Origin of the sequence: Microlunatus parietis (assembly GCF_013407955.1) — a bacterium.
Classification (GTDB): domain Bacteria; phylum Actinomycetota; class Actinomycetes; order Propionibacteriales; family Propionibacteriaceae; genus Microlunatus; species Microlunatus parietis.
Genome location: NZ_JACCBU010000001.1, coordinates 6249723 through 6275220, shown reverse-complemented (window position 1 = coordinate 6275220; position 25498 = coordinate 6249723). Strand labels below are relative to the sequence as shown.

Sequence of the window (25498 nt, the reverse complement as noted above, 5' to 3'; positions counted from 1 at the left end):
ATCGGTCCTACTCGCCGCCGCTGATCTCGACCGACTGGATCACGACCGGCTCGACCGGGCGATCCATCCGGCCGGTCGGCACCTTGCCGATCGCGTCGACCACGTCGCGGCCGGCCTGGTCGGCGACCTCGCCGAAGATCGTGTGCTTGCGGTTCAGGTGGGACTGCGGCCCGGTGGTGATGAAGAACTGGGAGCCGTTGGTGCCGGGGCCGCGGTTGGCCATCGCGAGCAGGTACGGCCGGTTGAACTGCAGCTCCGGGTGGATCTCGTCGCCGAACTCGTACCCGGGGCCGCCGGTGCCGGTGCCGAGCGGGCAGCCGCCCTGGATCATGAAGCCGTCGATGACCCGGTGGAAGGTCAGGCCGTCGTAGTAGCGGCCGGTCGTCTTCTGCCCGGACTCCGGGTCGACGTACTCCTGGGTCCCGTTGGAAAGGCCCACGAAGTTCTGCACGGTCTTCGGCGCGTGGTTCCCGAACAGGTTCAGCGTGATGTCGCCGTGATTGGTGTGCAGGATGGCGGTCTGCTGCGGCACGGAATGGCCCCCTTCGTCTGGTCGTCGTCTGATGTCGCGTGCGCCATCCTGTCATGCCAGGCCAAGCGCTCAGCTCACCCCGCCGGGTTCTGACCACCGGCCAGTGGGTAACGGTACGGTGTAGAGATGCTCCGGACAGGAGCTGTAGGTGACCCAACGGAGGAATCGTGAAGCGCAAGAATTCCGACCGCGTGGAAGCCGCCCGAAAGCTGGTTGCACCAGCCGCCGACGATGCGATTCACGCGGCCGCTGACCGACTTGGACCGCTGGTCCACACCGCAGCCGATCGAGTAGGGCCGCTCGCGCAGTCAGCCGCAGACAGGGTTGGGCCGCTGGCCCAGTCTGCCGCCGAACGGGTGACGCCCCTCGCCCAGTCGGCATTCGAGCGGGTCAATCCGTACGTGGAGCAGGCTGTCGAACGTGTCGGACCGTACGCTGCGGAAGCCAGGAAGCGCGGGGCCAAGGCCGCGCATGACGCTGTGGAGAAGTTCGGCCCGCGGCTCGACGAGGCGCTGGAGCGGGTCTCACCGGCCGTTGAGGCCGCCCGACTGCGGATGAACGAGGAGCTGCTGCCGAAGCTGACCGAGGCGCTGAACGCCGCCGCCGGCAGCCAGGTGGTCGTCGAGGCCGGCAAGCGGGGCCGGGCCGTGGTGGAGGCCGCCAAGGGTGAGCTGGAGCCGATCAAGGAACAGAAGTCGAAGAAGAAGGGCCGCTGGATCAAGCGGATCGCGATCGTCGCGGTCGTCGCCGGGGTCGCTGCGGTCGTGGTGAAGAAGCTGCTCGGCAGCTCGGACCAGGGCTGGCAGGCCGCCCGGCCGTCGGCTCCGTACGCACCGACGCCGCCGACGCCGAGCTCGCCGTGGTCGGAGCCGGCCGGTACCGCGGCCAACGGGCATCGTCCCGCCGCCGACACGGCGCCGGTGAACGGGACCGGCCCGGTGGGGGTTGCCGACGACTCGCCGACCGAGGAGATCGCCGCGGTCACCGACGAGCCGGCCGACGTCCCCGCGACCGACAGCATCACGGCCGACAGCACCTCCCCCGAGCTTGCCGAGCCGGGCGACCCCGACTACGCCGCCTCCTCGGCCGAGCCCGCCGACGTGACCGAGGAGTCCGACGCGGGCGAGCCGGCGAGCGAGCCGGGCACGGAGTCGGACCCCGACGCCGCGCTCCGCGCCAAGTACAACGGCGAGGGCGTCTACGTCGGGGCCGAGCCGCCGGCCGGCTTCACGATCAAGGGCAACGAACGCTCGATGAAGTACCACCTGCCCGAGGCTGCCGGCTACAACCGGACCATCGCCGAGGTGTGGTTCAACAGCGAGGAGGCGGCGCAGGCCGCCGGCTTCGTCCGCGCCCAGCGGTGACCTGAGGTCGGGACACGACGCGCCGGCGGGTTTCCCGCCGGCGCGTTGTCGTTCGGACCGGCGACCGGACCAAGATCATCGCCGGACCAAGATCAACGCCGGAGCAAGATCATCCTCAGACCAGCCGGGCGCGGAGTGCGGACCGTTGGTCGGCCGTCAGGCCGCCGGCCTCGAGGAACCCGTCCACGCTGCCGTACTTGGCGGTCAGGTGGTCCAGCACCTTGATCATGTTCTCCGGCGGCGTCGGCACCAGACCGGCGACGATCTCGCGTTCGCGCGGATCGGCGATGCCCGCCACATGGGCCGCGGCCTCCTCGGCCAGCCGGGCCTGGGTGAGCGCGTAGTCGGCGGCGATCACGGCGGGCTCGACACCGGCGACGGCGAGCGACAGCGCGACGGTGATCCCGGTCCGGTCCTTCCCGCCGGCGCAGTGCACGACGACCCCGCCCGGCGGCGCGTCGGCGACGGCGGCCACCGCGGCCGCGTAGAGGTCGGGCCGCAGGTCGAGCATCGCGATGTAGATCTCGGCCAGCGTCATCCATTCATGATCGGGATCGGCCGGATTCTGCACCGGGTGGTGCAGGTAGAGCGGATCGCCGAAGAACGGGCTCGGCTCCCGGTCCAGTTCGCGTTGCCGGCGCAGGTCGATGATCCGCGCCACGCCGTAGTCCCGCACCGCGGCGACGCCCTGCTCGGTCAGCTTGTGGTGACCGTCGGTCCTGATCAAGGCGCCGGTACGGATCCGGCCGCCGCCCTTGATCGGCATCCCGCCCAGGTCGCGGGCGTTCAGGCACGACGGCCAGTCGAGATGCAGCGGACGGTACGTCTCGTCGAGTTCCCCGGTGGCAGTCATCGAGGTCAGCGTACGTCGATCGCCGGCGGTGTGCTGGCCACCATCACGGTCGCGAGCACGAACACGACCGCGATGAACCCGACCATGGCCGGTGCCCACCACAGCTGCCATGCCGAATCCACCCGGGCCCGATCCGGGTGCCCCCGCGGCACCAGCACCGGGATCCGCTCGCCGAGCGTGTACCGCCGGGTCTGCACCTGGAGCCGGTACCGATCGCCGCCCGGCGCCGAGTAGGAGACCGTGGCGAACCACAGCTTCCGCGGAAGGATCCAACTCCGGTCCAGCGGATGCGGCTCCCAGTACACGTTGATGCACTGCCCGGTGACCCGGTGTCCGGTCCGGCGGAGCAGCAGGATCCGCCAGACCAGGACGACCACGATCCCGATCAAGATCAACGAGATCGTCCCGAAGATCACGATCCCCAGCAGTTGCGGTGGCATCGGCGTCAGCGGGCGGCCCGCGGCGGCTCCGGCTGCGGCGGGGCCGCCGCCGGCCGTTCGGCCAGCAGCCGCTCCGCCTCCTCGATCGCCCGGTCCAGCTGCGGGTCGGCGGGGCCGTCCCACTGGGCCGGGGTGATCGGGACCTCGACGTCGGGATCGATGCCGTGGTTCTCCACACCCCAGCCGTAACCCTCGAGCCAGAACGCGTACCGCGGCTGGGTCACCCCGGTGCCGTCCACCAGAGAGAACCGGCCGTCGATGCCGACGACGCCGCCCCAGGACCGGATGCCGACGACCGGCCCGATCCGCAGCGCCTGCGCCGCGGCCGACACGATGTCGCCGTCGGAGCCGGCGAACTCGTTGGTCACGAAGATCACCGGGCCGCGCGGCGCCTGACTCGGATACTCCTCGGCCGTGCGGATCTGCCGGGCGACGTCCCAGCCGATCACCCGGCGGGCGAGCCGCTCGATCACCAGCTGGCTGGTGTGCCCGCCGCGGTTGTAACGGACGTCGACGATCAAGCCCTCGGCGCGGGTGGCCAGGTCGATGTCGCGGTGCAGCTGGGCCCAGCCCGGTGAGGCCATGTCCGGGATGTGCAGGTAGCCGAACCGGCCGTTCGTGGCCTCCCGGACATACGCCGAGCGGCTCGCCACCCAGGCCTGGTAGCGGATCGGCTCCTCCGACTCCAACGGCCGGACCACGACCCGGCGGTCCTGGTCGCCGCCCGGCCGGCGCAGCGTGAGCTCGACCGGCTGGCCGGCGGCACCGGCCAGCGAGGCCGTCGGCCCGAACCGCGGATCGACCGGCCGTCCGTCCACCGCGACGATCCGGTCTCCCGGCTCGGCGCCGACACCGGCCGCGCGCAGCGGCGACCTGGCCTCCGGATCCGAGGTCTCCCCCGGCAGGATGGCCGTGATCTCCCAGCCGTCGTCGGCCGGCGCCAGATCGGCTCCGAGCAGGCCGACCCGCTTCTCCTCCCGATCGGGCCGGCTCGCCGGCATCACGTACGCGTGCGAGGTGTTGAGTTCGCCCACCGTCTCCCAGAGCAGGTCGACCAGGTCGTCGTGGCTGCCCAGCCGGTCCACGATCGGCCGGTAGCGGTCGAGCACGGCCGACCAGTCGACCCCGTCGAGATCCTCCCGCCAGAAGTGGTCGCGCATCAGCCGGCCCTGCTCGTCGAACATCTGCCGCCACTCGGCGACCGGGTCGAGCTCGAACCGCAGCCGGGAAAGGTCGACCGTGACCGCGGCCGGATCGTCGTCCTCCTTGATCGGCCGCTCGGCCGGCACCACCTTGACCTCGGCACCGGACCGGACGACCAGCCGCGTCCCGTCGCCGCTGACCTGGTAGTCGTCAACCGGGTCGGCCAACGTCTCCAGCTTCCGCTCGGCGAGCAGATACACCTCCAGCGCGTCGCCCGGCCCGTCGCCGGGGACGTCGGCGCGGGCCGAGCCGAGCACGCCGCGGTCGATCTCCCGGATCCAGGCCACGCCGGCCTTGGTCGCGTTCAGTTCGCGGTAGCCGCCGGCCGGCACCGGGAACGGCAGCATCCGGTGCTCGAACCCGTCGACCGCGACCTCGTCGGTGGGCTTCACCCCGACGCCCGCGTCCTTCGCGCCCGGCTCCGCCGGGTCGTCGCCCTTGGCGTCCGAGCCCTCCTTGCCCTCGGCCTTCGGGTCGGCCGGCGCGACCGGCCAGCCGTCGGCGCTGGGGCCGAACGGAGCCTCGGTGGTCGCCGCCAGCGGCACCAGATAGGGGCGGACCGCGCTGGCGAAGCCGAGGTCGAACGTGTGGCTGTCGTACCGCGGGTCGAAGGTCCGGGCCGACAGGAACGCGAGGTACTTCCCGTCGGCGGTGAACGACGGCGAGGAGTCGGAGAAGCGGCCACTTGTCAGCTGGACCGGCTCGGTGCCCGGTGCCGCGGCCAGGTCGGCCAGCCGCAGGTAGCGATGGGTCGGGTTCGGCTCGCTCCAGACCAGGTAGCGGCCGTCCGGCGAGAAGGCGAGACCGGTCGCCTCCCCGTTCACACTGCGGCCGAGCTCGCGGATCTCGCCGGACTCGACATCGACCAGGCTGACCCGGCCGTCGTGGCTGACCGCGGCCAGCCGGGCCCCGGCCGGATCCGGCTCCAGCGCGAGCACCCGGCCGAGCCGGCCGCCGGCGATCCGGCGCGGCGGGGTGAGCGCGTCGGTGGCCCGGATCTCGATCGCGTCCTCACCGTCGGCGTCGGTGACGTAGGCCGCCCGGCCAGTGTCGCCGAGCACCCGCGGCTCCCGGATCCGGACGCCCGAGTCGGCGGCCAGCGCCCGGGCCGGGCCTTCCCGGTGGGTCAGGTAGAAGGCGTTGCCGCGCCACTCCAGCACGCTCCCGTTGCCGGCTCGGTCCGGCCGGATCTGGGTGAGCTGCTCGGACGGTTCGAGGGCACGCGGCTGCCGGCCCGCCAGCGCCGTGCCGAGGGTGAGCTCGATCGGCTCGGGATCGGTGTTCAGCCCGGACATCCGGTACAGCGCGCCGTGGGCGTGGTAGACGACGGTCCGGCCGTCGCTCGCCGGGTCCCGGACGTAGCCGTGCCGGACCGTGTGCTGGGTGTGCCGGGTCAGGTCGTCGCCCTCGGCCGACACCGAGTAGAGATTCGCCTGGCCGTCCGGGTTGCCGGGCAGGTCCGCCTCCAGGTCGGACGCGAAGACCAGCCGGTCGCCGTACCAGAGCGGGCTGGTCAGGCTAGCCTCGACGTCGGGCAGCAGCCGGCGCCAGTCGCCGTCGCCGGCCGGGTCGAGCCAGAGCCGGGACGCGGTGCCGCCGCGGTAGCGCTTCCAGTACTCGGCGGGACGGCTGTAGCGCGTGGCCAGGGCGACCGCGCCGGACTCGTGCACGGCCAGCATCGACGTGGGACCGAAACCGAGCCGCTCGGACCTGCCGTCCACGCCGACGGCCCGGACCGTGGTGTGCCGCAGATTGATCTCGCCCGCCGACGACACCACCAGCACGGTCTCGTCGTCCCGCCAGCCGATCACCGTCGTCTGGTCCGATCCCCAGTACGTGAGCCGCTGGACCGCCCCGCTCTCCAGGTCGACCAGCCGCACCTCCCAGCCGCCGTCGCGGGCCGAGGCCCAGGCCACCCGCCGGCCGTCCGGTGAGAACCGGGGATGGCGGACCGGCGCCGCGTCGGCGGTCAGTCGGGCGGCCCGGCCTCCGGCCAGCGGAGCGAGCCACAGGTCGTCCCCGGCACAGAAGACGAGTTGATCATCGTTGACGTCTGGGAAGCGGAAGTATCCGGCAGTCATGGGGCGACCCTAAACGGCCGCGGTGACAGCCGTGCCGCCGGATGACGGTTTCGACAGAACCGGACAACACTCGGCCGCCCTCGGGCAACACCAACGTGGGTCGGGCCAACGTCTGCCGCCGACGGGCAACAAGCCACCCGGGACGGACGACAGCCGCAGTCCCCGCTCCGGCCCGCCGTCTGGCTAGCTGGGTGCAGGCGATCCTTCCCACGACAGCCCAGGAGCATTTCATGATCAACACCCTCGTTGCCGAGCCGGAGCCACCGGTCGCGGCCGGCCCGTTCCGAGCCCAGCTGCGGTTCCTGATCAGCGCCGGCTCGGTGTCGGCCGGCGTGATCGCCGAGCTGGCCGACCTGCGCCATGATCAACTCCGGCCGCTGCTCGGTCGAGGCGGCCCCGGCGACGACGTGATCCCCGCGGCGGTCGCGCGCCGGCTGATCACGGTGACCGCTGCCGAGGTCCGTGCCGTCCGGTACGAACTCGTCCCGGCCGAACCGGTCCGGCAGGGTCTCGAGCGGCTGCTCGCCGGCGACTGGGACCTCGACCGGCTGACCCGCTACCTCCGGATCCGCCGGCCGGCGCTGCGCCTGCTGCTGGACGGGCAGACGCTGGCCTGCTCCCGGCTCACCCAGCTGCGCGTGCTCGCGGCGCTGCGGACGCTGCCCCGGCGAGCGGTCTCCGCGGCCACTCGGTCGCTGCGGCCGGTCGCCTGAGGTGGCCGGACCAGTAGCCTCGTGCCTCGTGGATCCACGGTGGGTGGGCGATGCCTGAGCCCCTGATCGCGGCGCTGTTGATCACCGTCACGGCGGCCGCCGTCGGCGTCGGCCTGCCCGTCGTGCTGCGTCGGCTGCCGGAGCCCCCGGCGCCGCAGCCGGGTGACGGCGACAGCAGCGAGGCCGGTAGCGGGGCCCTGGTCGCCGAGCCGGCCAAGATCCCCTACGCCGACCTGGCCCGGCCCGGTTTCGTCGCGGCCTGCGCGCTGGCGGCGGCCGGTGCGGCGGCGATCGCCCTGGTCTGGATACCGCCGAACCGGGTCGCGCTGTGGCTGGTGCTGGCCGTGTTCGGAGTGGCCCTGGCCGGGATCGACTGGGCGACCACCTGGCTGCCGATGCGGCTCAGCTATGCGGGCTGGATCGCGATGGCCGCGGCGACCGTCGGGACCGCCTTCGCGTTCGGCGACGCCTGGATGCTGCTGCGGACGGTGGCCGGCGCCGCCGTCGCCGGAGTCGTGTACCTGGGGATCTGGGTGCTCAGCCGCGGCGGTTTCGGGTTCGGCGACGTCAGATTCGCCCCGCTGCTCGGCGCCGCGGCGGGGTCGGTGTCGTGGACCCTGCTGCTCTGGGCCCTGCTCTGCGGCGCGTTGCTGGGCGGCGTGTTCGGGATGATCCGGCTCATCGCCGGCCGGCGCGGCGGCTTCCCGTACGCGCCGGCGATGCTGGCCGGGGTCTACGTCGCGGGACTGCTCAGCCTGCCGTCACCGTTCGGTTGACCGGTCCGGCACGGCAGACGGGTCCTGGTCCAGCAGGTGCAGCAGGGCGATCGCGTACGCGTCGGCCGCTGACGGTTGCGCGGGCGTGTGGAAGGCGCGCGGCGGGCCGCTCAGCGTGACCAGGTAGCCGTCGCCGGTGCGGTCGAGCGACACGAACCGGTCGCCGATCAGGTCCCGCAACTGGTCCTCGCGGGGCAGCCAGACGACCTCGCCGACCTCGACCGAGTCCAACGCCCATTCCACCGTGCCGTTGAAGTGGAACCGGCGCTGCCCGTCCCGCACGATGAGCTCGACGACCATGTCGCTGACCAGGAACACCGAATCGGAGATCTCCGGCCGCGGAATGAAGAACAGGTCGCCGTTCGCGGGTTTCCAGGTCAGCCGATCGCTCAGCCGGCCGGCCAGCTCGCGGGAGATCATGAGCAACCAGTGTTGCACGACGCTCCCGCCTTGCGTCCCCCGCCCGCGGTCCCACGGGTTGGTCGCTCCGTTGCAGGCTTGGGTTGTCGGCTCGATTAGGCTCGTCGCCGTGACCGTCCCGAGGCCCGGCTGGTACCCCGATCCAGCCGGGGTGCCCCGACGCTATCGCTGGTGGGACGGCACCCGGTGGACCCAGGCGATCGGTGAGTCGCCGAAGGCCCCGCCGCCCGACGCCCTGGCCGCGCGACTGGCCCGGGGAGACTTCGCCCCGGACGAGCCGCGTTCAGGACGGGCGGACGACGACCGCCCGGGCGCCGCGCGGGAGAACGGTGGCCCTGCGGCCGGCCAGGAAGACCCGTCGGCATCGGAGCGACTCGGGGCCGGCCACGGCCGAGGGGCCGACGCCGACCGGGGCTGGCTGACCGGCTATCCGGAACTGGACGACCCCGAGGTGATCGAGCCGCGGCGGGCGTCGCCGGCTCGGATGGTGCTGGCGATCACGCTGAGCCTCACGCTGGTGGTCGCGGCCGGACTCGGCGCCGGCCTGGTGATCTGGCGCGACCCGGGGCCCCCGGCGGCCGTCAGGGAACCGGCCCCCGGCAGTCGGCCGCCGGCGACCAAGCCGGCCACGCCCGGCGCCGCGCCGACCGGCAAGCTCGACCCGAAGACCCGGACCGCCAGCCTCGGCCCGGCCACGCTCACCCTGCCGCATTCCCCGTACCGGCTCTACGCGGACCCGATCACGGTGCCCTATCTGTTCCAGGCCTGCTTCCTGGCCAACGCGCCGGTGCACGAGCGGTACGACGGCAAGGCGACCTGGTCCGCGACCGTGGCGCTGGCCCAGATCAGCCCCGACCTGATCAACTCGACCGACCTGGAGAAGACCGCGACCAAGGCTGCCGAACGTTATGCGCAACGGTTCTTCGGCGGCCACGCGACCAAGCTGGGCCGGCTGTCCGCCTCCGACTGGGCGGTCGACGGCCACCCTGGGGTCATGATCAACTTCCGGGTCAGCTACGACGTCGACGGGCTGCGGAGCAGGTACGACAAGGTGTCGGTGATCCTGGTCCGGCTCGACGACGGCTCGTTCATCGCGGCGACCAGTTCGGTGCCCAACGACGCGGACCCGGAACTCGCCGAGCTCGCCCGGCAGTCGCTGGAATCGCTCCGGATCATCGAATAGCCGAAGCGATCCGGGCGGGACTCAGTCGGCGACGGTCCGGCTCAGCGTGACCCACTGCTCCAGCTGGGCGGCCGCGGCCCCGGTGTCGATCGCCGTCGCGACCCGCTGCAGGTTGTCGCCGAGCTGCTCGACCAGGCGGTCCGGCCGCGGCGTGTCCCAGGCGGTCAGCCCGGCGGCGGCGTTGAGCAGCACGATGTCGCGGACCGGTCCGCCGGTGCCGGCCAGGACGTCCCGGGCGATCTGCGCGTTGACCGGCGGCGGTCCGCCGACCAGGTCCTCCGGACGGGACCGGGGCAGCCCCAGCGTGGCCGGGTCGAACTCGAGCGTGGTCAGCTGGGTGTCCGGTCCGAACACCCACACCTTCGACGACGTCGTGGTGGTCAGTTCGTCCAGCCCGTCGCCGCCGTGGAAGACCAGGCCCTGCTGCCCTCGGGCCGCGAAGACGCCGGCCAGCAGCCCGGCCATCCGGGCATCGGCGACGCCGACCGCGACGGCCGACGGCTGCGCCGGGTTGGTCAGTGGGCCGAGGAAGTTGAAGGCGGTCGGCACGCCGAGCTCGCGACGGACCGGGCCCGCGTGCCGGAAGGCCGGGTGGTAGTGCGCGGCGAACAGGAACCCGATGCCGGCCTTGGCGATCACCTGGTGCTGCTGCTCCGGGGTCAGGTCCAGCACCAGCCCGAGCTCCTGCAGCAGGTCGGCCGAGCCGCAGGCCGACGAGGCGGCCCGGTTGCCGTGCTTGACCACCCGGGTGCCCGCCGCGGCGGCGACGATCGCCGCCATCGTGGAGATGTTGACGGTGCCGGCCCGGTCGCCGCCGGAGCCGACGATGTCCAGCGCCGGGCCCGGCACGTCGAGCGGGGTGGCGTACCTGATCATGGTCCGGGCCAGGCCGGTCAGCTCGTCGACGGTCTCGCCCTTGGCCCGCAGCGCGACCAGGAACGCGGCCATCTGGGCGGGGGTGGCGACTCCCTCGAGAATCTGCTCCATCGCCCAGGCGGTGGCCTCGGCGGTCTGGTCCTCGCCGCGGATCAGGTCGGACAGCAGTCCCGGCCAGGTCGGATCGGCGACCCCGGTGTCGTCGGTCATGGTCGGTCTCCTCAGGTTGCGCGGGTCAGGTAGCGCGATTCGGGGGTTGGCGCGATTCAGGGTTGCGCGGAAGGCGCGGCCGCGATCGACCGGCGGACCAGGTCCGCCAGGGCGGTCGGCAGCCGGACCGGATCGACCGGATAGGCGACGATCGCGTCGGCCAGGGCCCAGGTCGCCAGCCACGCGTCGTCGGGACGCGCGGCGAGCAGCAGTACCGGCGGCCCTTCGAGGATCTCGTGCTTGATCTGGCGGCACAGGCCCATCCCGCCGGGCACCGCCTCGCCGTCCAGGATCACCACGTCGATGCCGCCGGCCTCGATCGTGGACAGGACCGCGGGTTGGGTGGCGACCTCGAGCACGGTGATCTCGGGCAGGTCGGCGGCGATCCGCCGGCCCAGCGCGAGCCGTACGTTGTCCCGGCGGCCCCGATCGGAGGCGTAGAGCAGGACGGTCAGCGGCTTCTCCGCCGCCTCGCCGTGGTGCTGGTCAGAAGCCATGATCGTCATCATCCTCACCGGTCGCGCTGGAAACCGTCAGATCGTACCGAAAGCCCGAGCGGATCAAGCCGCCAGGATCTGTTCCCGGAGGATGTCGGCGTGGCCGCAGTGCTGGGCCAGCTCGCGGAGCAGGTGCAGATAGATCCAGCGCAGCGGCAGCGGTCCCCGGCGATTCCCGGTGACCACGTCGTCGAGCCCGAGCCCGGCCGCGGCGGCCCGGGAGTCGGCGCAGGCGGCGCGGTACGCGGCCCGTACCGATGCGATCGTGGCGTCCGGCGCCACCCGGAACGACTCGTCCGGCGTGTCCGGGATCCCGATCTCGGCCCGGCTGCGGCCGGTGACCGCCTCGTCGAACCAGACCCGCTCGACGAACGTGCCGTGCTGCACCAGGCCGAGCAGGGTCGTCGCCGACGGGACCAGGCGGCGCCGCGCCTGCTCCTCGGTGAGCCCGTCCAGCGACGCCTCGAGCGCGGCCCGGTGGTCGTCGAGAAACGTGTCGAACTGGGTCCGCAGGTCGGCGTGGAAGGCGTCCGGACGCAGCGCCACCGGTATCGATTCGGTCACCGCCGCAGCCTACGAAACGCCCGGCAACGAAGACGTGGCCAGACACACACACGACATTGACAACCCCGACGTGACCGGGCGCGGCGGCACAGACATAATGACCCCGTGGCTCTACACACGCACTCCACGACGACCGCCGCCGAGAAACCGGCCGGGGCCCTGCACTCCATCCCGCAGTCGCGGCTGCACGGTCGTCCGGGCCGTCCGGACATGGTGGCCGTGGGGACGATCGTGTGGCTCGCCTCCGAGCTGATGTTCTTCGCCGCGCTGTTCGCCGGCTACTTCACGATCCGCAATGTGACCAACGGCCAGAACGAGGCGGCCGGTCTGCCGGCTTCGGAGTCGCTCTGGGCGACCCAGTCCGGGATCCTCAACATCGAGTTCGCGATCCTCAACACCAGCGTGCTGGTGGCCAGTTCGATCACCTGCCAGCTCGGCGTGTTCGCCGCCGAGCGCGGCCAGGTGGGCCGGACCGGCTCCCTGCTGCAGGTGAACAAGTGGGGCCTGCGCGAGTGGTACGTGCTGACCTTCGTCATGGGTTCCTTCTTCATCGGCGGCCAGGTGTACGAGTACGCCGAGCTGATCCACGAGGGTCTGACCATCTCCGCCAACGGCTACGGGTCGGTGTTCTTCCTGGCCACCGGCTTCCACGGCCTGCACGTGCTGGGCGGCCTGATCGCGTTCCTGATCCTGCTGGGGCGTACGTTCCTCGCCCGCACCTTCACCCACGAGCAGGCGGTGTCCGCCGTCGTGGTCTCGTACTACTGGCACTTCGTCGACGTGGTGTGGATCGCCCTGTTCTTCGTGATCTACATCCTGCGCTGACCGCCGTACGCATCCGTACATAACTGAAGAGCTCGACCGACTGAAGAGTCAGCCCTGACACCGAGAGGGACCCCCGACGTGCGATTCCTGTCCGCCAGACGACGCCATCCGGCCGCCAAGGTCTTGATGCTGTTGTTCGCCCTCGTCGTGGTCGGCGGCATCTATTCCGTCGTCTCACCGGCCGACCAGGTTGCGGCCGACACCGGCAAGAGCCAGCAGATCGCCGAGGGCAAGGCCCTGTTCGCGGTGGGCTGCGCGTCCTGCCACGGCCTGCAGGGCGAGGGCCAGGTCAGCGGGACCATCCAGGGCCCGCCGCTGATCGGCGTCGGCGCCGCCGCGGTCGACTTCCAGGTCGGCACCGGCCGGATGCCGATGGCGCAGCCCGGCCAGCAGGCCCCGCGCAAGAAGAACCTCTACACCGACGAGGAGATCGCCGCGCTGGCGGCCTATGTCGCCTCGCTCGGCCCGGGCCCGGACATCCCCGCCGAGGAGGACTACAACCCCGAGGGCCTGTCGGACGAGGACCTCGCCCGCGGCGGTGAGTTGTTCCGGACCAACTGCTCGGCCTGCCACAACTTCGCCGGCTCCGGCGGCGCGCTGCCGAACGGCAAGTACGCGCCGACCCTCGAGGGCGTCAGCAACCGGCACCTGTACGAGGCCATGCAGACCGGCCCGCAGCAGATGCCCGTCTTCCCCGACCGGGCCCTGACCCCGGAGGAGAAGCGGCAGATCATCGGCTACCTCAACCACCTGAACTCGCAGCCGAACGCGGGCGGCTTCACGCTCGGCGGGCTCGGCCCGGTGAGCGAGGGCTTCTGGGCCTGGGTCGTCGGTCTCGGGGTGCTGATCGCGTTCACCGTCTGGATCACCGCAAAGGGAGCTCGCGCGAAATGAGTGACACCCGGGGCGAAACCGACCCCCAGGGCAAGGAACTGGCGACAGCCACCCAGGGTGGCGTGGACACCGGGCGGGACTGGCCCCGCTACCCGGTCCCGGACCCGGGCCTGGAGGAGCACCACCCGCGGCTGACCGACGTCGACCCGAAGGCCGCCGATCGGGCCACCCGCCAGGTCGCCGCCATGTTCGGGCTGGTTCCGGTACTGGCGATCGCGTTCGTCGTGATCTACTTCGCGATGCCGCGGGACATGTACGTGAACTTCGGCCCGCTGCACGCCAACGCCCAGCACGTCGGGCTCGGCCTGACCGCCGGGTTCGCGATCCTGCTGATCGGCATCGGCGCGATCCAGTGGTCCCGCCAGATCATGGCGAACCACGAGATCAGCGACGAGCGGCACCCGCTGCAGTCCAGCGAGGAGGACCGCAAGGACACGATCGCCCAGGTCAACACCGGCATCGACGAGTCGGCGATCACCCGCCGAAAGGTGCTCGGCCGCAGCCTGGCCGGCGCCCTCGGCGCGCTCGGCCTGCCGGCCCTCGTCGTGCTGGCCGACCTCGGCCCGTGGCCGGTCGCGGCGACCCGCAAAGAGACGATCATGAAGACTATCTGGGCCGAGGGCGTCAAGCTCGTCCAGGACGTCAGCTACACCCCGATCAAGGCCTCCGACATGCGGATCGGCCAGTTGATCAACGGCCAGCCGGAGAATCTGCAGGAGCTGCACGGCGCCGAGTTCCAGCAGGCCAAGGCGAAGTCGTCGATCGTGATCGTCCGGATGGACCCGAACCGGATCAAGATCCCGGAGTCGCGCCGCGACTGGCAGGTCGGCGGGATCCTCTGCTACTCCAAGATCTGCACCCACGTCGGCTGCCCGATCAGCCTGTGGGAGGACCAGACCCACCATCTGCTCTGCCCGTGCCACCAGTCGACGTTCGACCTCGGCGATTCCGGCATCGTGGTGTTCGGCCCGGCGGCGCGTGCCCTGCCGCAGCTTCCGATCACCACGGATGCGGAGGGATACTTGATTGCCCGGAGCGATTTCACCGTTCCGGTGGGGCCGAGCTTCTTCGAGCGCGACTCGCACGGCGACTTCCAAAAGGGTGATAACTGATGGCGAAACCGGCCAACAAGGTCACCGAGAGTCAGGCGACCCAGGCGACTACGCCGCCCAAGCAGCCGGGGCCGGTGCTCAAGGCGGCCGCCGGTCCGGCCGGCTGGGCCGACGAGCGGCTGAGCCTGGCCAAGCTGGGCCGGTCCAATCTGCGCAAGATCTTCCCGGACCACTGGTCCTTCCTGCTCGGCGAGATCGCGCTCTACTCCTTCATCGTGCTGCTGATCACCGGCGTCTTCCTGACCCTGTGGTTCAAGCCCTCGATGGCCGAGATCGAGTACGACGGCTCGTACCAGCTGCTCAAGGGTCTGCACCTGTCGGAGGCGTTCGCCTCCACGCTGGACATCTCGTTCGACATCCGCGGCGGCCTGCTGGTCCGGCAGATGCACCACTGGGCCGCGCTGCTGTTCGTGGTCGCGATGTACGCCCACATGATGCGGACGTTCTTCACCGGCGCCTTCCGCAAGCCCCGCGAACTGAACTGGATCCTCGGCGTCATCCTGCTGATGACGACGATCCTGGCCGGCCTGACCGGCTACTCGCTGCCGGACGATCTGCTCTCCGGCACCGGCGTCCGGTTCGTCGACGGCCTGATCCGGTCGGTCCCGCTGATCGGCACCTGGGCGGAGTTCTTCGTCTTCGGCGGCGAGTTCCCGGGTGACCTGATCATCTCCCGGTTCTACATCGCGCACGTCCTGTTGGTGCCGGGGATCCTGCTCGCCCTGATTGCCGTCCACGTCGGGCTGGTCTTCTTCCAGAAGCACACCCAGTACCCGGGCCCGGGCCGGACCGAGAAGAACGTCGTCGGTTACCCGCTGTTCCCGGTCTACATGGCCAAGGCGGGCGGCTTCTTCTTCATCGTGTTCGGCGTCATCGCGCTGATGGGCGCGGTGATGCAGATCAACCCGGTGTGGGCGTACGGCCCGTACAACCCGGCCGAGGTGACCGCCGGTTCGCAGCCGGACTGGTATCTGGGCTTCGTCGAGGGCGCGGTCCGGATCATGCCGGGCCTGGAGTCACACATCGGCGGCACCACCTGGTCCTGGAACATCTTCATACCGGGCGTCGGCCTGATGCTGTTGTTCCCGGCGATCCTGGTGGCCTACCCGTTCGTCGAGCGGTGGGTGACCGGGGACAACTCCGAGCACCACATCCTGGAGCGGCCGCGGAACAACCCGACCCGGACCGCCTTCGGCGTCGCCGGCATCACCTGCTACGGACTGTTCTGGGCCGGCGGCGGCAACGACCTGATCGCCGTGATCTTCGACGTGTCGCTGAACTCGGTGACCGACTTCCTGCGCATCGCGGTCTTCGTCGGCCCGGTGATCGCGTTCATGATCACCAAGCGGGTCTGCATCGGCCTGCAGCGGCGGGACGAGGCCCGGCTGCTGCACGGGGCCGAGTCCGGCATCATCGTCCGCGACCCGTCCGGCGGGTACGAGGAGAAGCATGTCCCGGTCAGCCAGGAGGAGGCCTACACCCTCACCCAGCACCGGGAGTACCTGCCGCTGGAACCGATCAGCGACGGCGAGGGCGACGGGATGCGCGACGGCGAGGTCAAGGCGGAGAACATGCGCCGGCTGGCCACCCGGTTCTTCTACCGGGACTCGCTGCGCAAGCCGACCCGGGCCGAGCTGGAGGCAGCCGCCGAGCACCAGTCGCACGGCAACGGCCACGAGAACGGCCATGGCAACGGCAACGGTCACGGCGAGCTGCCAGCGGCCGATGATCACGCCGAGCTGGAGTCGGGCGACGCGGCCAGCAGGAGTGGCTCGACCACACACTGATCCGTCACAGGGGACGCCCCCTCCGGCCGCCGGCCGGAGGGGGCGTTTCTCGTTACCGGCCCGGGCCGAGTACCGGTGCCGGCCGGTAAGCTGGACGTTTTTAGCCGGACGCCGACGCGTCCGGAACGCAGAAGGGAACTGATCGGCATGACCGCTGAACCGGTATGGATGACGCCGCGCACGCTGCAGCGGCTGGAGGCCACGGTGGCCGATCTGACCCGGCCCGGCCGGACCCCGGACGACGCCGAGCAGGCCCGGATCCTGGAGCTGCGTGAGTTGATCCGGCGGGCCGAGACCGAGGCCAAGCCGGACGACGGCCTGGTCGAGCCGGGCATGGTCGTGACCGTACGGTTCGACGGCGAGGACGAGCCGACCACCTTCCTGGTCGGCAGCCGAGAGCTCGCGGCCCTCGATGCCAGCGTCGACCTGGACGTCTACTCCCCCAGCTCGCCGCTCGGGCTGGCGATCGTCGGCCGGTACGTCGGCGACACGATCAGCTACCCGGCGCCGAGCGGGGCGACGATCCGGGCCACCGTCGTCGCGGCCGCGCCGTTCGGCTGAGGCACATCGTGCCCGTACTCGACGAATCCCTGGTCCCGATCCTCGACGAGGTGGTCGCGCGCAACCCCGGTGAACGCGAGTTCCACCAGGCCGCCCGCGAGGTGCTGGAGAGCCTCGGCCCGGTGGTCCGCAAGCATCCGGAGTACGCCGACGCGGAGGTGATCCGGCGGCTCTGTGAGCCGGAGCGGCAGATCATCTTCCGGGTGCCGTGGCAGGACGACGCCGGCCGGGTCCAGCTGAACCGCGGCTTCCGGGTCGAGTTCAACTCGGCCCTCGGCCCGTACAAGGGTGGGCTGCGGTTCCATCCGAGCGTCTACCTGGGCATCGTCAAGTTCCTCGGCTTCGAGCAGATCTTCAAGAACGCCCTGACCGGGCTGCCGATCGGCGGCGCGAAGGGCGGCGCCGACTTCGACCCGAAGGGCCGCTCGGACGCCGAGGTGATGCGGTTCTGCCAGTCGTTCATGACCGAGCTCTACCGGCACATCGGCGAGTACACCGACGTGCCGGCCGGCGACATCGGCGTCGGCGGCCGCGAGATCGGCTACCTGTTCGGCCAGTACAAGCGGATCACCAACCGTTACGAGTCCGGCGTGCTGACCGGCAAGGGGCTCACCTGGGGCGGCTCGCAGGTGCGGCCGGAGGCGACCGGCTACGGCACCGTGTTCTTCGCCGACGAGATCCTGCGCACCGCCGGCGACTCGTTCGACGGCAAGCGGGTGGTGATCTCCGGCTCCGGCAACGTGGCGCTGCACGCGATCGAGAAGATCCACCAGCTCGGCGGCCGGGTGATCGCCTGCTCCGACTCCGACGGCGCCGTGGTCGACGAGGCCGGGCTCGATCTCGAGCTGCTCAAGGAGATCAAGAACGGCCACCGCGGCCGGGTCAGCGACTATGCCGCGGCCCGCGACGGCGCCCGGCACCTCGCCGGCGGCACGGTCTGGAGCGTGCCCTGCGACATCGCCCTCCCCTGCGCCACCCAGAACGAGCTCGACGAGGACGACGCCAAGGCGCTGATCCGGAACGGCTGCCGGATCGTGGCCGAGGGGGCCAACATGCCGACCACGCCGGCGGCGATCCGGTTGCTGGTCGACGCCGGGGTACGGTTCGCGCCGGGCAAGGCGGCCAACGCGGGCGGAGTCGCCACCAGCGCCCTGGAGATGCAGCAGAACGCGTCCCGCGACTCGTGGAGCTTCGACTACACCGAGCAACGACTCGGCGAGATCATGCGCTCCATCCACGACCGCTGCCTGGAGACGGCCGACGAGTACGGAACTCCGGGCGATTACGTGGCCGGCGCCAACATCGCCGGCTTCACCCAGGTCGCCGACGCCGTCCTCGCCCTCGGCGTGATCTGACCCGAGCTGGGCCCGAGGCGCGTGCCGACCTCGGGTGGCAGGCTGCGGGCATGGAATTCGCAGCCCTCCGGGCGGAGGCCCGGGCCGTGCGCGCTCGGTACGCCGAGGTCGAGGCCGACCGGTACGGTCGCAGCTGGACGACCGAGGAGATCATGATCGGCTTCGTCGGCGACGTCGGCGATCTCGCCAAGCTGGTCCAGGGCAAGGCCGGGGTTCGACCGACCGCCGACCTCGACGCCAAGGTCGCCCACGAGCTCGCCGACTGCCTGTGGAGCCTGCTGACCCTCGCCGACGCGTACGACATCGACCTGGAACGGGCCTTCACCGACACCATGGCCGAGATCAGGGCCCACCTCGACGACTGACGCCGAAGGGCTCAGATCGAGTCGAGCAGAGCGTCGATGTCGTCGAAGCGGGTCACGGTGGGCCGGTCGATGATCATGCCGCGGGCGACGACCATCACCGGGTCGACGAAGGCCCGAACCCGTCCAGCGGATTGGCGTCCAGGACGACGAGATCGGCGCACTTCCCGGCCTCGATCGACCCGGTGACGTGGTCGAGACCGAGGATCGCCGCATTGGTCCGGGTCGCGGCGGTCAACGCCTCGGCGTGACTGAGGCCGCCGAAGCGGACCAGGAAGTCCAGCTCCCGCCACCTGACGGGCTCAGCCGGAGGTGAGTTCGAGCGCCTCGGCGATCGCGCGATAGCCGGGCAGCGGGTCCTCGCCTTCCTCGGTGAGCAGCTGCAGCACCACCTGATTCGCGCCCGCGTCCAGGTGCGCGGTCAGGGCGGCCGCAACGGAGGCCGGGTCGCCCTGCGGCGCCAGCGCGTCGATCAGCCGGTCGCTGCCGCCCTTGGCGATGTCCTCCTCGGTGAAGCCGAGGGTGAGCAGATTGCTGACGTAGTTGCGCAGTTGCAGATACATGGCGACACCGTCCCGGGCCAGCCCGCGCGGGTCCCGCGCAGTGTCCAGCACCGCCTTCTGTTCGGTCACCAGCAGCGACTCCGGGCCGATCAGGTCGCGGGAGCGGCGGGTGTGCTCGGGCGTCACCAGGTACGGGTGCGGGCCGGCGGTCCGTTCGGCGGCGAGCTTGAGCACCTTCGGCCCGAGCGCCGCCAGCACGATGTCCTGCTGCGGCACGCCGGCTGCGGCCAGCCGGTCCAGATAGTCGACGATCGTCGCGTACGGACTCCGGTACTCCCGGGTCGCCTCCGGATGCCCGATCCCGACCCCGAGCGCGAGCCGGCCCGGGAACCGTGCGGCGACCCGGTGGTAGGCCTCGGCCACCGGCTCCGGTTCGTCGGCCCACATGTTGACGATCCCGGTCCCGACCACCAGCCGGTCGGTCGCGGCGAGCAGCTCCTCCGGTTCGGCCAGGTCGCCCGGTGACACTCCGAGCCAGATCGACCGGTAGCCGAGGTTCTCCAGTTCCTTCGCCAGCTGCGGGCCGGTCTGGCCGGACCTGCGCCAGACGCCCACGCCGCGTACGTCGTTCACCATGATCACGACAACCGGCGGCCCGGCCGGCGCATTCCCAAGATCAGAATGGCGAAGATCACGAAGCCTGCGGCGGCAGCCAGTGTTCGGCCGGCACCTGCTCGGCCTGCCGCGGCGGTCCCGGTGGCGTCCCGTCGCCGAACGGTCGGCCGCCGAGCTGCTCCCGGTGGTGCGGTTCCCACCAGTTGCTCAGGTCCGGGCCGGCCGGAACGATCTTGGTCGGATTGATGTCGGTGTGCACGACGTAGTAGTGCTGCTTGATCTGGACGAAGTCGGTGGTGTCGCCGAAGCCGGGGGTGTGGAACAGGTCCCGGGCGTAGGCCCACAGCACGTCCAGTTCGGACAGCTTGTGCCGGTTGCACTTGAAGTGGCCGTGATAGACGGCGTCGAACCGGGCCAGGGTGGTGAACAGCCGGACGTCGGCCTCGGTGATCGTGTCGCCGACCAGGTAGCGCTGCCCGCGCAGCCGCCCGGTGAGCCAGTCCAGCCGCGCGAACAGCCGGTCGTACGCGCTCTCGTACGCCTCCTGCGAGCCGGCGAAGCCGCACCGGTAGACCCCGTTGTTGACGTCGCGGAAGATCAACTCGGCCACCTCGTCGATCTCGTCCCGACGGTCCTCCGGATAGAGATCGGGCGCGCCGTCGCGATGGAACGCGGTCCACTCGGTGGAGAAGTCGAGCGTGATCTGGGCGTAGTCGTTGGTCACCACGGCCTTCGTCGGTACGTCGACGATCGCCGGCACCGTGATCCCGCGCGGGTAGTCGGGGATCCTGGCGAAGTAGGCCTGCTGCAGCCGTTCGTAGCCGAGGACCGGATCGACCCCGCCCGGGTCAAGATCAAAAGTCCAACTCCGTTGATCATGAGTCGGTCCGCACAACCCGAGCGAGATCGCGTCCTCCAGCCCGAGCAGCCGGCGCACGATCAAGGTCCGGTTCGCCCACGGACAGGCCCGCGCCGCCACCAGCCGGTAGCGGCCCGCCTCGACCGGATAGCCGTCCCGGCCGTCGGCGGTGATCCGCGTGGTGATGTAGTTGGTGTCCCGCTTGAACTCGCCGGCCTCGACGTAGCTGCCCGGCTGCGCGTCGTTGTCGCTCATGATCACGAGCGTACTTCCCGTGCCGGACACTTCCGGCCCGCCTACTACCCAGTGTCGGCCCGATGCGATAACGTCCTCCGCGGATGGTGACATTTCGGGGGTGTCGGCATCAGTGTCCCGGTCCGTCCGGACCACCTGTCCCCGAGCAGCTCGTTCGCCTCATCGATGAGGCGGACCTGGGATTTCGGGGAGACGCAGGATGCGCATTGGCGCACGAATGAAGACTGCTGGCTTGCTCATCGCGGGTGCCGCGCTCGCCCTCGGCACTGTGGCCACGGCCACGCTCGCCGCCAGCGCGGACGACACCAAGACCGGCAAGGACAACACCAACCACGAGTCGTACTGGGAGGACCAGCTCGAGGAAAACGGCTACCAGAACGCGACCTGCACGAAGTACGAGCCCGTTAAGACGCCGTACGAAGTGCCGGAGGGCACCTGGGTCCTGCTGGTCCTGAAGGCCGGCTCCGGTGCCGAGGAGAACCACGAGATCAAGGATCCCGTCTCGGGCACTGCCTACGAACACCCGACCGGCAAGGACATCTCGCACGCGATCCTGTGCGCCGCCGACTCGGGCCCGTCCGGGACCCCGACGCCGTCCGATACGCCGAGCGAACCCAGCGAGGAGCCGAGCAAGCCCAGCGAGGAGCCGAGCGAGCCCAGCGAGGAGCCGAGCGAACCGAGCGAAGAGCCGAGCAAGCCCAGCGAAGAGCCGAGCGAACCGAGCGAAGAGCCGAGCGAGCCCAGCGAGACGCCGACACCGCCCGCGTCGAGCGAACCGCCGGTCCCGACCGAGACCCCGTCGGAACTGCCGAGCGAGAGCCCGGCACCGAGTGAAACCCCCGTCCCGACGGCGACCCCGTCGGTCCCGCGGCCGGGCTTCGGCACCGGCACCGACGGCGGCCCGGCCTGGCCGCTGCTGGCCGGCGCCGGCGTGGTCGGAACCGGAATCGTCGGCACCGGGATCACCCTGCTGCTGAAGCGTCTCCGCCGCAACTGATCGTGCACCGGCTGCTCCGATCGATCCTCGTTGCCGGTGCGGCAGCGCTGGCGGTGTCCGGGCTCCTCGTGGGCTGCGGGACACCGCCGGCGGCCGGGCCGCCACCGGTCCCGTCCTCGGCCGCTGGCGGCGCTTCTTCGGCGACGCCCGACGGGCCGGCCACGACCGGGTCGCCCGGTAGCCCGGCACCCGAGTCCACGTCGTCCGGCCCGGCGACGCAGGCCCCGGAGCGGCCGTACGCGAAGACCTCCGGCGAAGGCTCCCTGCCGCCGCGCCGCGAAGCGAGCAGCCCGCCGGACCCGGACCGCTCGGTGCCGGAGTCCGAGCTGGTCCGGCTGGAGATCCCGGAGGTACTCACCGGCGACTCCGGCGGCGCGATCTCGCCCGACCCGGCGACCAACGAACTGGTGCCGCCGGAGACGTCGCGGGTCTACCGCTGGGCCGAGCGGGGCCGGCCCGGATCCGACGCCGGCGACACGGTCTATCTGCTCGGCCACACGGTCCGCGCCGGCGGCGGCGTCTTCGACCCGCTGCAGCACGTCGAACTCGGTCAGTCGATCATGGTGGGGACCGAGAACGGCACGCTGACGTACCGGGTGCAGGCGACCAAGATGTATCCGAAGAACGAGATCCAGCGAGCCGACGAGGTGTACGAGTCCGTCCCCGGCCGGCTGGTGCTGGTCGGCTGCTACCTGAACGCGGACGGCTCCAAGCAGGACCTCAACTTCGTGGTGTTCGCCCAGCTCGCCGGCTGATGGCGGCCCGTCCGGACGGAGCGGAGTTCCACGACGAGCGCGTCGTGCGGGCGTATCGGCACCGGCCGCCGATTCCGGAGGAGATCTTCGGTCAGCTGCGCCGGCTCCTGCCGGACGGCTGCCGGGCCGTTCTCGACGCGGGCTGCGGCACCGGTGCCGTCGCCCGCGCTCTGGCCGCTGACGCGGACCGGATCGACGCGGTCGACCCGTCCTCGGCTGGTCGTCTGCGCCGGGAGCCTGCATTGGATGGACCTCGACACCGTGCTGCCGCGATTCGCCGATTCCCTGCATCCACAGGGAAAGCTGGCGATCGTCAGTCAGGTCGAGTCCGACACGCCCTGGTCCGACGAACTCGGCCGGTTGATCGTGCGCTACTCCAGCAACCACGATGATCACCGCTACGGCCTGTTCCCGCGGATCGTGGACGAGGGCTACTACCGGCCCGACCGCTTCCTCCGGACCGCGCCGGTCCCGACCACCCAGACCGTCCCGGACTACCTCGAGTCGCTCCCTTCGCGGAGCGGGCTCGCGCGCCACCGGATGGCGGATCCCGACGGCTTCGACGCCGAGGTCAGCTCCCTGCTGTCCCGGCACGCCGTCGACGGGCTGCTGAGGTTCAGGGTCATCGGGCAACTCGGCTGGGGCCGGCCCGTGGCCCGGCACGTTCGGTGATCAACGTCCGGGGACCCCACCGATCCCGGCCCGACCCTGCAGAGTGGGGTACATCCGGCCTGGTGTTCGCGGCCGGAAGTGACCCACAGACAGGGAGCTACCCGGCCCCACCGACCCCGACCCAGCCGTCCCGCATCACGACCTCTCCCAATCCCCCGGCCCGACCTGCAGAGTGGGGCACATCCGGCCGGAGATTAGAGCTGTGGCGGAATGGGGCCTGAGGGCGGTGGCGGCTCCCAGACCGCAAGATCCTTTGCCGTGCGTGATCCGGCCGCATCGAGCGGACGAAATGGGCCTCTGTGCGACGCCGGAGCGCGGTCGAAACGTCCGCTCGCTGGCGGCAGGAGCCGGGCTGCCGGACCTGGACCGCAAGATCTTCGGTGTGACTCCGCCGCCCGAAATTCTGGACCCGCTCAGCCAGCGCTGTTCAGCCCGGGATCGGCCAGCCGGGACCGCACCCCAGGTTCCGGACCCGGGCCGGTCGCACAACCTGGAGCACTTCGCCAGGCGAATCTGCAACAGGCTCACTGACCTGCGGAGATTCACTCCGTGCGGCTTGAGCCTCGAGGGCCAGGAGCGCCTGACGCGAACCGGCCCGTACGCTCAAGGAAACGAGACTGATGGAGGCGGGCATGGCGGGTAGGACGATCGAGATCGCGGCGGCTGACGGCACGGCGGAGGCCTACCTCTCCCCCGGCCCGGACACTCCGCATGCCGGAGTGCTGTTGTTCATCGACGCGATCGGGCTGCGGCCGGCGATCGAGGCCATCGCGGACCGGATCGCGGGCTGGGGCTACACGGTGCTCGCGCCGAACGTCTTCTACCGCGCCGGGACGGCGCCCGAGTTGGCGCCGACCGAGGATCTCCGCCAGCCGGGCGCCCGGGAGGCGTTCTTCGCGGGCATGGGCCACCGGCGGACCGGCCTGGACACCACGAACCTGCTCCGCGACATCGCCACCTACCTCGACGCGCTGGCCGCGCAGCCGGGCGTCGTCGGCGATCGGCTCGGCGCCACCGGCTACTGCATGGGCGGGATGCTCGCCCTGCGCGCGGCCGCCGCCCACCCGGACCGGATCCGGGCCGCCGGCGCGTTCCACGCCGGGAACCTGGTCACCGACGAGCCCGACAGCGTGCACACGATCATCCGGACGGCGACCGCCGAGGTGCTCGCCGGTCACGCCGACAACGACGGGTCCAACCCGCCGGAGGCGATCGCCGCCCTCGACGAGGCACTGGACGCGGCCGGGATCACCCGCACCACGGCGATCTATCCGGACGCCCCGCACGGCTTCACGATGCCGGACACCTCGATGTACCAGGAGGCCGGCGCGGAGCGGCACTACGCCGAGCTCGAGGCGCTGTTCGCCAGGACCTTGGGCTGAAGCTCCGTGATCATGATCGGTACGCCGAGCGGCGGGATGATCAACTTCTCGGCCCGGCCGGCGTAGCCGAAGGTCAGCCGAAGATGATCAAGGGATTCGGAGAAGTGCGCCCAGCCCTCACCGTGCACGGCGATGATCATCGCGTCGCCGAGCAGGACGGAGGCCTGTAGCGCGGTCCGCGCGTTCAGGGTGGCGTCGGCATCGCCGAACCGGCCGACGTTGGCAGCGCCGACGTTGAGCACGGCAAGGTCGATCGGGCCGAGCCGGTCGACGATCTCGGCGACCAGGTCGACCGAGGCGTTGTCGCCGGACACGTACACGGTCGGCGCCCCGGCCGCCCGCAGCACGAACCCGGTGACCACACCACTCAACTTCTCCGTATCCGGGCCGGCCGGCCCGTGCAGCGCCGGCACCGCGGTCACCTCGACCTCGGTGGCGCCCGCCAGGGTGATCGTCTGCCACGGCTGCAGCCCGGTCACCCCGGGCAACCGGCCGGCGGCGTCCGGCGTGGACACCACGGTCGGCACCGAGGGAAGCAGCGCCCGGCCGGCCCGGTCCAGGTTGTCGGCGTGCTGGTCGTGGGACAGCAGGACGACGTCGATCGGGCCGAGCCGGTCCGGCGGCACGGCCGGGCCGGTCAGCTTGTGCAGCACCACCGGGATCGGGTAGTCGCCCGGCGGGTCGAAGGTCGGGTCGGTCAGCCAGGTCAGGCCGGCGTAGCGGAACCGGAGCGTCGGCCCGCCCACGTGCAGGGCCTCGAGGTTCTCGTGCGAAGTGATCATGAACCGAGTCTCGGCGCTGCAGTACCGACACAACAGTGGCCCGATGGACGATGTTCGCTAAGATCGGGCC

Annotated in this window: 27 protein-coding genes; 15 read left to right on the top strand and 12 right to left on the bottom strand. The window is 71.2% G+C overall.

Annotation, left to right across the window (positions count from 1 at the left end; genetic code table 11):
* Nucleotides 1–7: 7 nt before the first annotated feature.
* Entirely contained in the window at nucleotides 8–532 is a 525-nt protein-coding gene (locus BKA15_RS30205) for a peptidylprolyl isomerase (protein WP_179757324.1), read from the bottom strand.
* A 356-nt stretch (nucleotides 533–888) separates the two neighbouring features.
* Between BKA15_RS30205 and BKA15_RS30200 the strand changes: the two genes are divergently transcribed.
* Nucleotides 889–1896, top strand: coding sequence for a sunset domain-containing protein (locus BKA15_RS30200; protein ID WP_179757322.1), 1008 nt, complete (start codon nucleotides 889–891; stop codon nucleotides 1894–1896).
* A gap of 115 nt (nucleotides 1897–2011) precedes the next feature.
* On the opposite strand, the gene BKA15_RS30195 is transcribed toward BKA15_RS30200, so the two are convergent.
* From BKA15_RS30195 to BKA15_RS30185, 3 genes are read right to left on the bottom strand one after another with little or no spacing between them, the layout of a single operon-like run.
* The gene (locus BKA15_RS30195; RefSeq protein WP_179757320.1) at nucleotides 2012–2749 is read right to left on the bottom strand and encodes a tyrosine-protein phosphatase; all 738 of its coding nucleotides are present in this window, start codon (nucleotides 2747–2749) and stop codon (nucleotides 2012–2014) included.
* A 5-nt stretch (nucleotides 2750–2754) separates the two neighbouring features.
* The gene (locus tag BKA15_RS30190) at nucleotides 2755–3189 is read right to left on the bottom strand and encodes a DUF3592 domain-containing protein (RefSeq protein WP_179757318.1); all 435 of its coding nucleotides are present in this window, start codon (nucleotides 3187–3189) and stop codon (nucleotides 2755–2757) included.
* A gap of 5 nt (nucleotides 3190–3194) precedes the next feature.
* The gene (locus tag BKA15_RS30185; protein ID WP_179757316.1) at nucleotides 3195–6473 is read right to left on the bottom strand and encodes a S41 family peptidase; all 3279 of its coding nucleotides are present in this window, start codon (nucleotides 6471–6473) and stop codon (nucleotides 3195–3197) included.
* A gap of 230 nt (nucleotides 6474–6703) precedes the next feature.
* Between BKA15_RS30185 and BKA15_RS30180 the strand changes: the two genes are divergently transcribed.
* Together BKA15_RS30180 and BKA15_RS30175 are read left to right on the top strand one after the other, a co-directional pair.
* Nucleotides 6704–7186 (top strand): hypothetical protein, encoded by a 483-nt coding sequence (locus BKA15_RS30180; protein ID WP_179757313.1) that lies wholly within the window; start codon nucleotides 6704–6706, stop codon nucleotides 7184–7186.
* A 50-nt stretch (nucleotides 7187–7236) separates the two neighbouring features.
* On the top strand, nucleotides 7237–7962 hold the full coding sequence (locus BKA15_RS30175) for a prepilin peptidase (protein ID WP_179757311.1): 726 nt from the start codon (nucleotides 7237–7239) through the stop codon (nucleotides 7960–7962).
* Here BKA15_RS30175 and BKA15_RS30170 read toward each other — a convergent pair.
* Entirely contained in the window at nucleotides 7948–8382 is a 435-nt protein-coding gene (locus tag BKA15_RS30170) for a pilus assembly protein CpaE (RefSeq protein ID WP_179757309.1), read from the bottom strand. The genes BKA15_RS30175 and BKA15_RS30170 overlap by 15 nt on opposite strands.
* Nucleotides 8383–8491: 109 nt before the next feature.
* Here BKA15_RS30170 and BKA15_RS35110 point away from each other — a divergent pair, with 109 nt between their 5' ends.
* The gene (locus BKA15_RS35110; protein WP_312879540.1) at nucleotides 8492–9565 is read left to right on the top strand and encodes a DUF2510 domain-containing protein; all 1074 of its coding nucleotides are present in this window, start codon (nucleotides 8492–8494) and stop codon (nucleotides 9563–9565) included.
* Between the two features lie 21 nt (nucleotides 9566–9586).
* On the opposite strand, the gene trpD is transcribed toward BKA15_RS35110, so the two are convergent.
* The 3 genes from trpD to BKA15_RS30150 all read right to left on the bottom strand — a co-directional run bounded on the left by trpD (nucleotide 9587) and on the right by BKA15_RS30150 (nucleotide 11712).
* Nucleotides 9587–10651 (bottom strand): anthranilate phosphoribosyltransferase, encoded by a 1065-nt coding sequence (gene trpD, locus BKA15_RS30160; protein WP_179757306.1) that lies wholly within the window; start codon nucleotides 10649–10651, stop codon nucleotides 9587–9589.
* A 56-nt stretch (nucleotides 10652–10707) separates the two neighbouring features.
* Nucleotides 10708–11148: a response regulator transcription factor gene (locus BKA15_RS30155; protein ID WP_179757304.1), complete on the bottom strand. Its 441-nt coding sequence runs from the start codon at nucleotides 11146–11148 to the stop codon at nucleotides 10708–10710.
* Between the two features lie 63 nt (nucleotides 11149–11211).
* Nucleotides 11212–11712, bottom strand: a complete 501-nt coding sequence (locus BKA15_RS30150; RefSeq protein WP_312879539.1) for a DinB family protein — start codon at nucleotides 11710–11712, stop codon at nucleotides 11212–11214.
* 105 nt (nucleotides 11713–11817) lie between these two features.
* Between BKA15_RS30150 and ctaE the strand changes: the two genes are divergently transcribed.
* The 7 genes from ctaE to BKA15_RS30115 all read left to right on the top strand — a co-directional run bounded on the left by ctaE (nucleotide 11818) and on the right by BKA15_RS30115 (nucleotide 18611).
* The gene (gene ctaE, locus BKA15_RS30145; RefSeq protein WP_446685534.1) at nucleotides 11818–12537 is read left to right on the top strand and encodes an aa3-type cytochrome oxidase subunit III; all 720 of its coding nucleotides are present in this window, start codon (nucleotides 11818–11820) and stop codon (nucleotides 12535–12537) included.
* Nucleotides 12538–12615: 78 nt separating this feature from the next.
* Nucleotides 12616–13431 (top strand): cytochrome bc1 complex diheme cytochrome c subunit, encoded by an 816-nt coding sequence (qcrC, locus tag BKA15_RS30140; protein ID WP_179757302.1) that lies wholly within the window; start codon nucleotides 12616–12618, stop codon nucleotides 13429–13431.
* Nucleotides 13428–14543, top strand: a complete 1116-nt coding sequence (gene qcrA, locus BKA15_RS30135) for a cytochrome bc1 complex Rieske iron-sulfur subunit (RefSeq protein WP_179757300.1) — start codon at nucleotides 13428–13430, stop codon at nucleotides 14541–14543. The genes qcrC and qcrA overlap by 4 nt, the downstream gene beginning before the upstream one ends.
* Nucleotides 14543–16330, top strand: coding sequence for a cytochrome bc1 complex cytochrome b subunit (gene qcrB, locus BKA15_RS30130; RefSeq protein ID WP_179757297.1), 1788 nt, complete (start codon nucleotides 14543–14545; stop codon nucleotides 16328–16330). The genes qcrA and qcrB overlap by 1 nt, the downstream gene beginning before the upstream one ends.
* A gap of 147 nt (nucleotides 16331–16477) precedes the next feature.
* Nucleotides 16478–16891, top strand: coding sequence for a GreA/GreB family elongation factor (locus tag BKA15_RS30125; protein ID WP_179757295.1), 414 nt, complete (start codon nucleotides 16478–16480; stop codon nucleotides 16889–16891).
* A gap of 8 nt (nucleotides 16892–16899) precedes the next feature.
* Nucleotides 16900–18246: an NADP-specific glutamate dehydrogenase gene (gdhA, locus tag BKA15_RS30120; RefSeq protein WP_179757293.1), complete on the top strand. Its 1347-nt coding sequence runs from the start codon at nucleotides 16900–16902 to the stop codon at nucleotides 18244–18246.
* 50 nt (nucleotides 18247–18296) lie between these two features.
* Complete coding sequence (locus BKA15_RS30115; protein WP_179757291.1) at nucleotides 18297–18611, top strand: nucleoside triphosphate pyrophosphohydrolase family protein; 315 nt, start codon at nucleotides 18297–18299, stop codon at nucleotides 18609–18611.
* A gap of 94 nt (nucleotides 18612–18705) precedes the next feature.
* On the opposite strand, the gene BKA15_RS35105 is transcribed toward BKA15_RS30115, so the two are convergent.
* The 3 genes from BKA15_RS35105 to BKA15_RS30100 all read right to left on the bottom strand — a co-directional run bounded on the left by BKA15_RS35105 (nucleotide 18706) and on the right by BKA15_RS30100 (nucleotide 20840).
* The gene (locus BKA15_RS35105; protein ID WP_246322452.1) at nucleotides 18706–18846 is read right to left on the bottom strand and encodes an amidohydrolase family protein; all 141 of its coding nucleotides are present in this window, start codon (nucleotides 18844–18846) and stop codon (nucleotides 18706–18708) included.
* A 64-nt stretch (nucleotides 18847–18910) separates the two neighbouring features.
* Nucleotides 18911–19747: a TIGR03620 family F420-dependent LLM class oxidoreductase gene (locus tag BKA15_RS30105; protein ID WP_179758785.1), complete on the bottom strand. Its 837-nt coding sequence runs from the start codon at nucleotides 19745–19747 to the stop codon at nucleotides 18911–18913.
* Nucleotides 19748–19802: 55 nt separating this feature from the next.
* The gene (locus tag BKA15_RS30100) at nucleotides 19803–20840 is read right to left on the bottom strand and encodes a glutathione S-transferase family protein (protein WP_179757289.1); all 1038 of its coding nucleotides are present in this window, start codon (nucleotides 20838–20840) and stop codon (nucleotides 19803–19805) included.
* A gap of 467 nt (nucleotides 20841–21307) precedes the next feature.
* Between BKA15_RS30100 and BKA15_RS30095 the strand changes: the two genes are divergently transcribed.
* The 4 genes from BKA15_RS30095 (at nucleotide 21308) to BKA15_RS30080 (ending at nucleotide 24646) form a co-directional block, all read left to right on the top strand.
* A complete protein-coding gene (locus BKA15_RS30095) occupies nucleotides 21308–21817 on the top strand; it encodes an alanine-zipper protein (protein ID WP_376766847.1) in 510 nt (169 codons plus the stop codon).
* Between the two features lie 73 nt (nucleotides 21818–21890).
* Entirely contained in the window at nucleotides 21891–22592 is a 702-nt protein-coding gene (locus BKA15_RS37075; RefSeq protein WP_179757285.1) for a sortase domain-containing protein, read from the top strand.
* A 246-nt stretch (nucleotides 22593–22838) separates the two neighbouring features.
* The gene (locus BKA15_RS30085; RefSeq protein WP_179757283.1) at nucleotides 22839–23264 is read left to right on the top strand and encodes a hypothetical protein; all 426 of its coding nucleotides are present in this window, start codon (nucleotides 22839–22841) and stop codon (nucleotides 23262–23264) included.
* 632 nt (nucleotides 23265–23896) lie between these two features.
* A complete protein-coding gene (locus BKA15_RS30080) occupies nucleotides 23897–24646 on the top strand; it encodes a dienelactone hydrolase family protein (protein WP_179757281.1) in 750 nt (249 codons plus the stop codon).
* On the opposite strand, the gene BKA15_RS30075 is transcribed toward BKA15_RS30080, so the two are convergent.
* Entirely contained in the window at nucleotides 24604–25428 is an 825-nt protein-coding gene (locus BKA15_RS30075; protein WP_179757279.1) for an MBL fold metallo-hydrolase, read from the bottom strand. The genes BKA15_RS30080 and BKA15_RS30075 overlap by 43 nt on opposite strands.
* Between the last annotated feature and the right edge of the window lie 70 nt (nucleotides 25429–25498).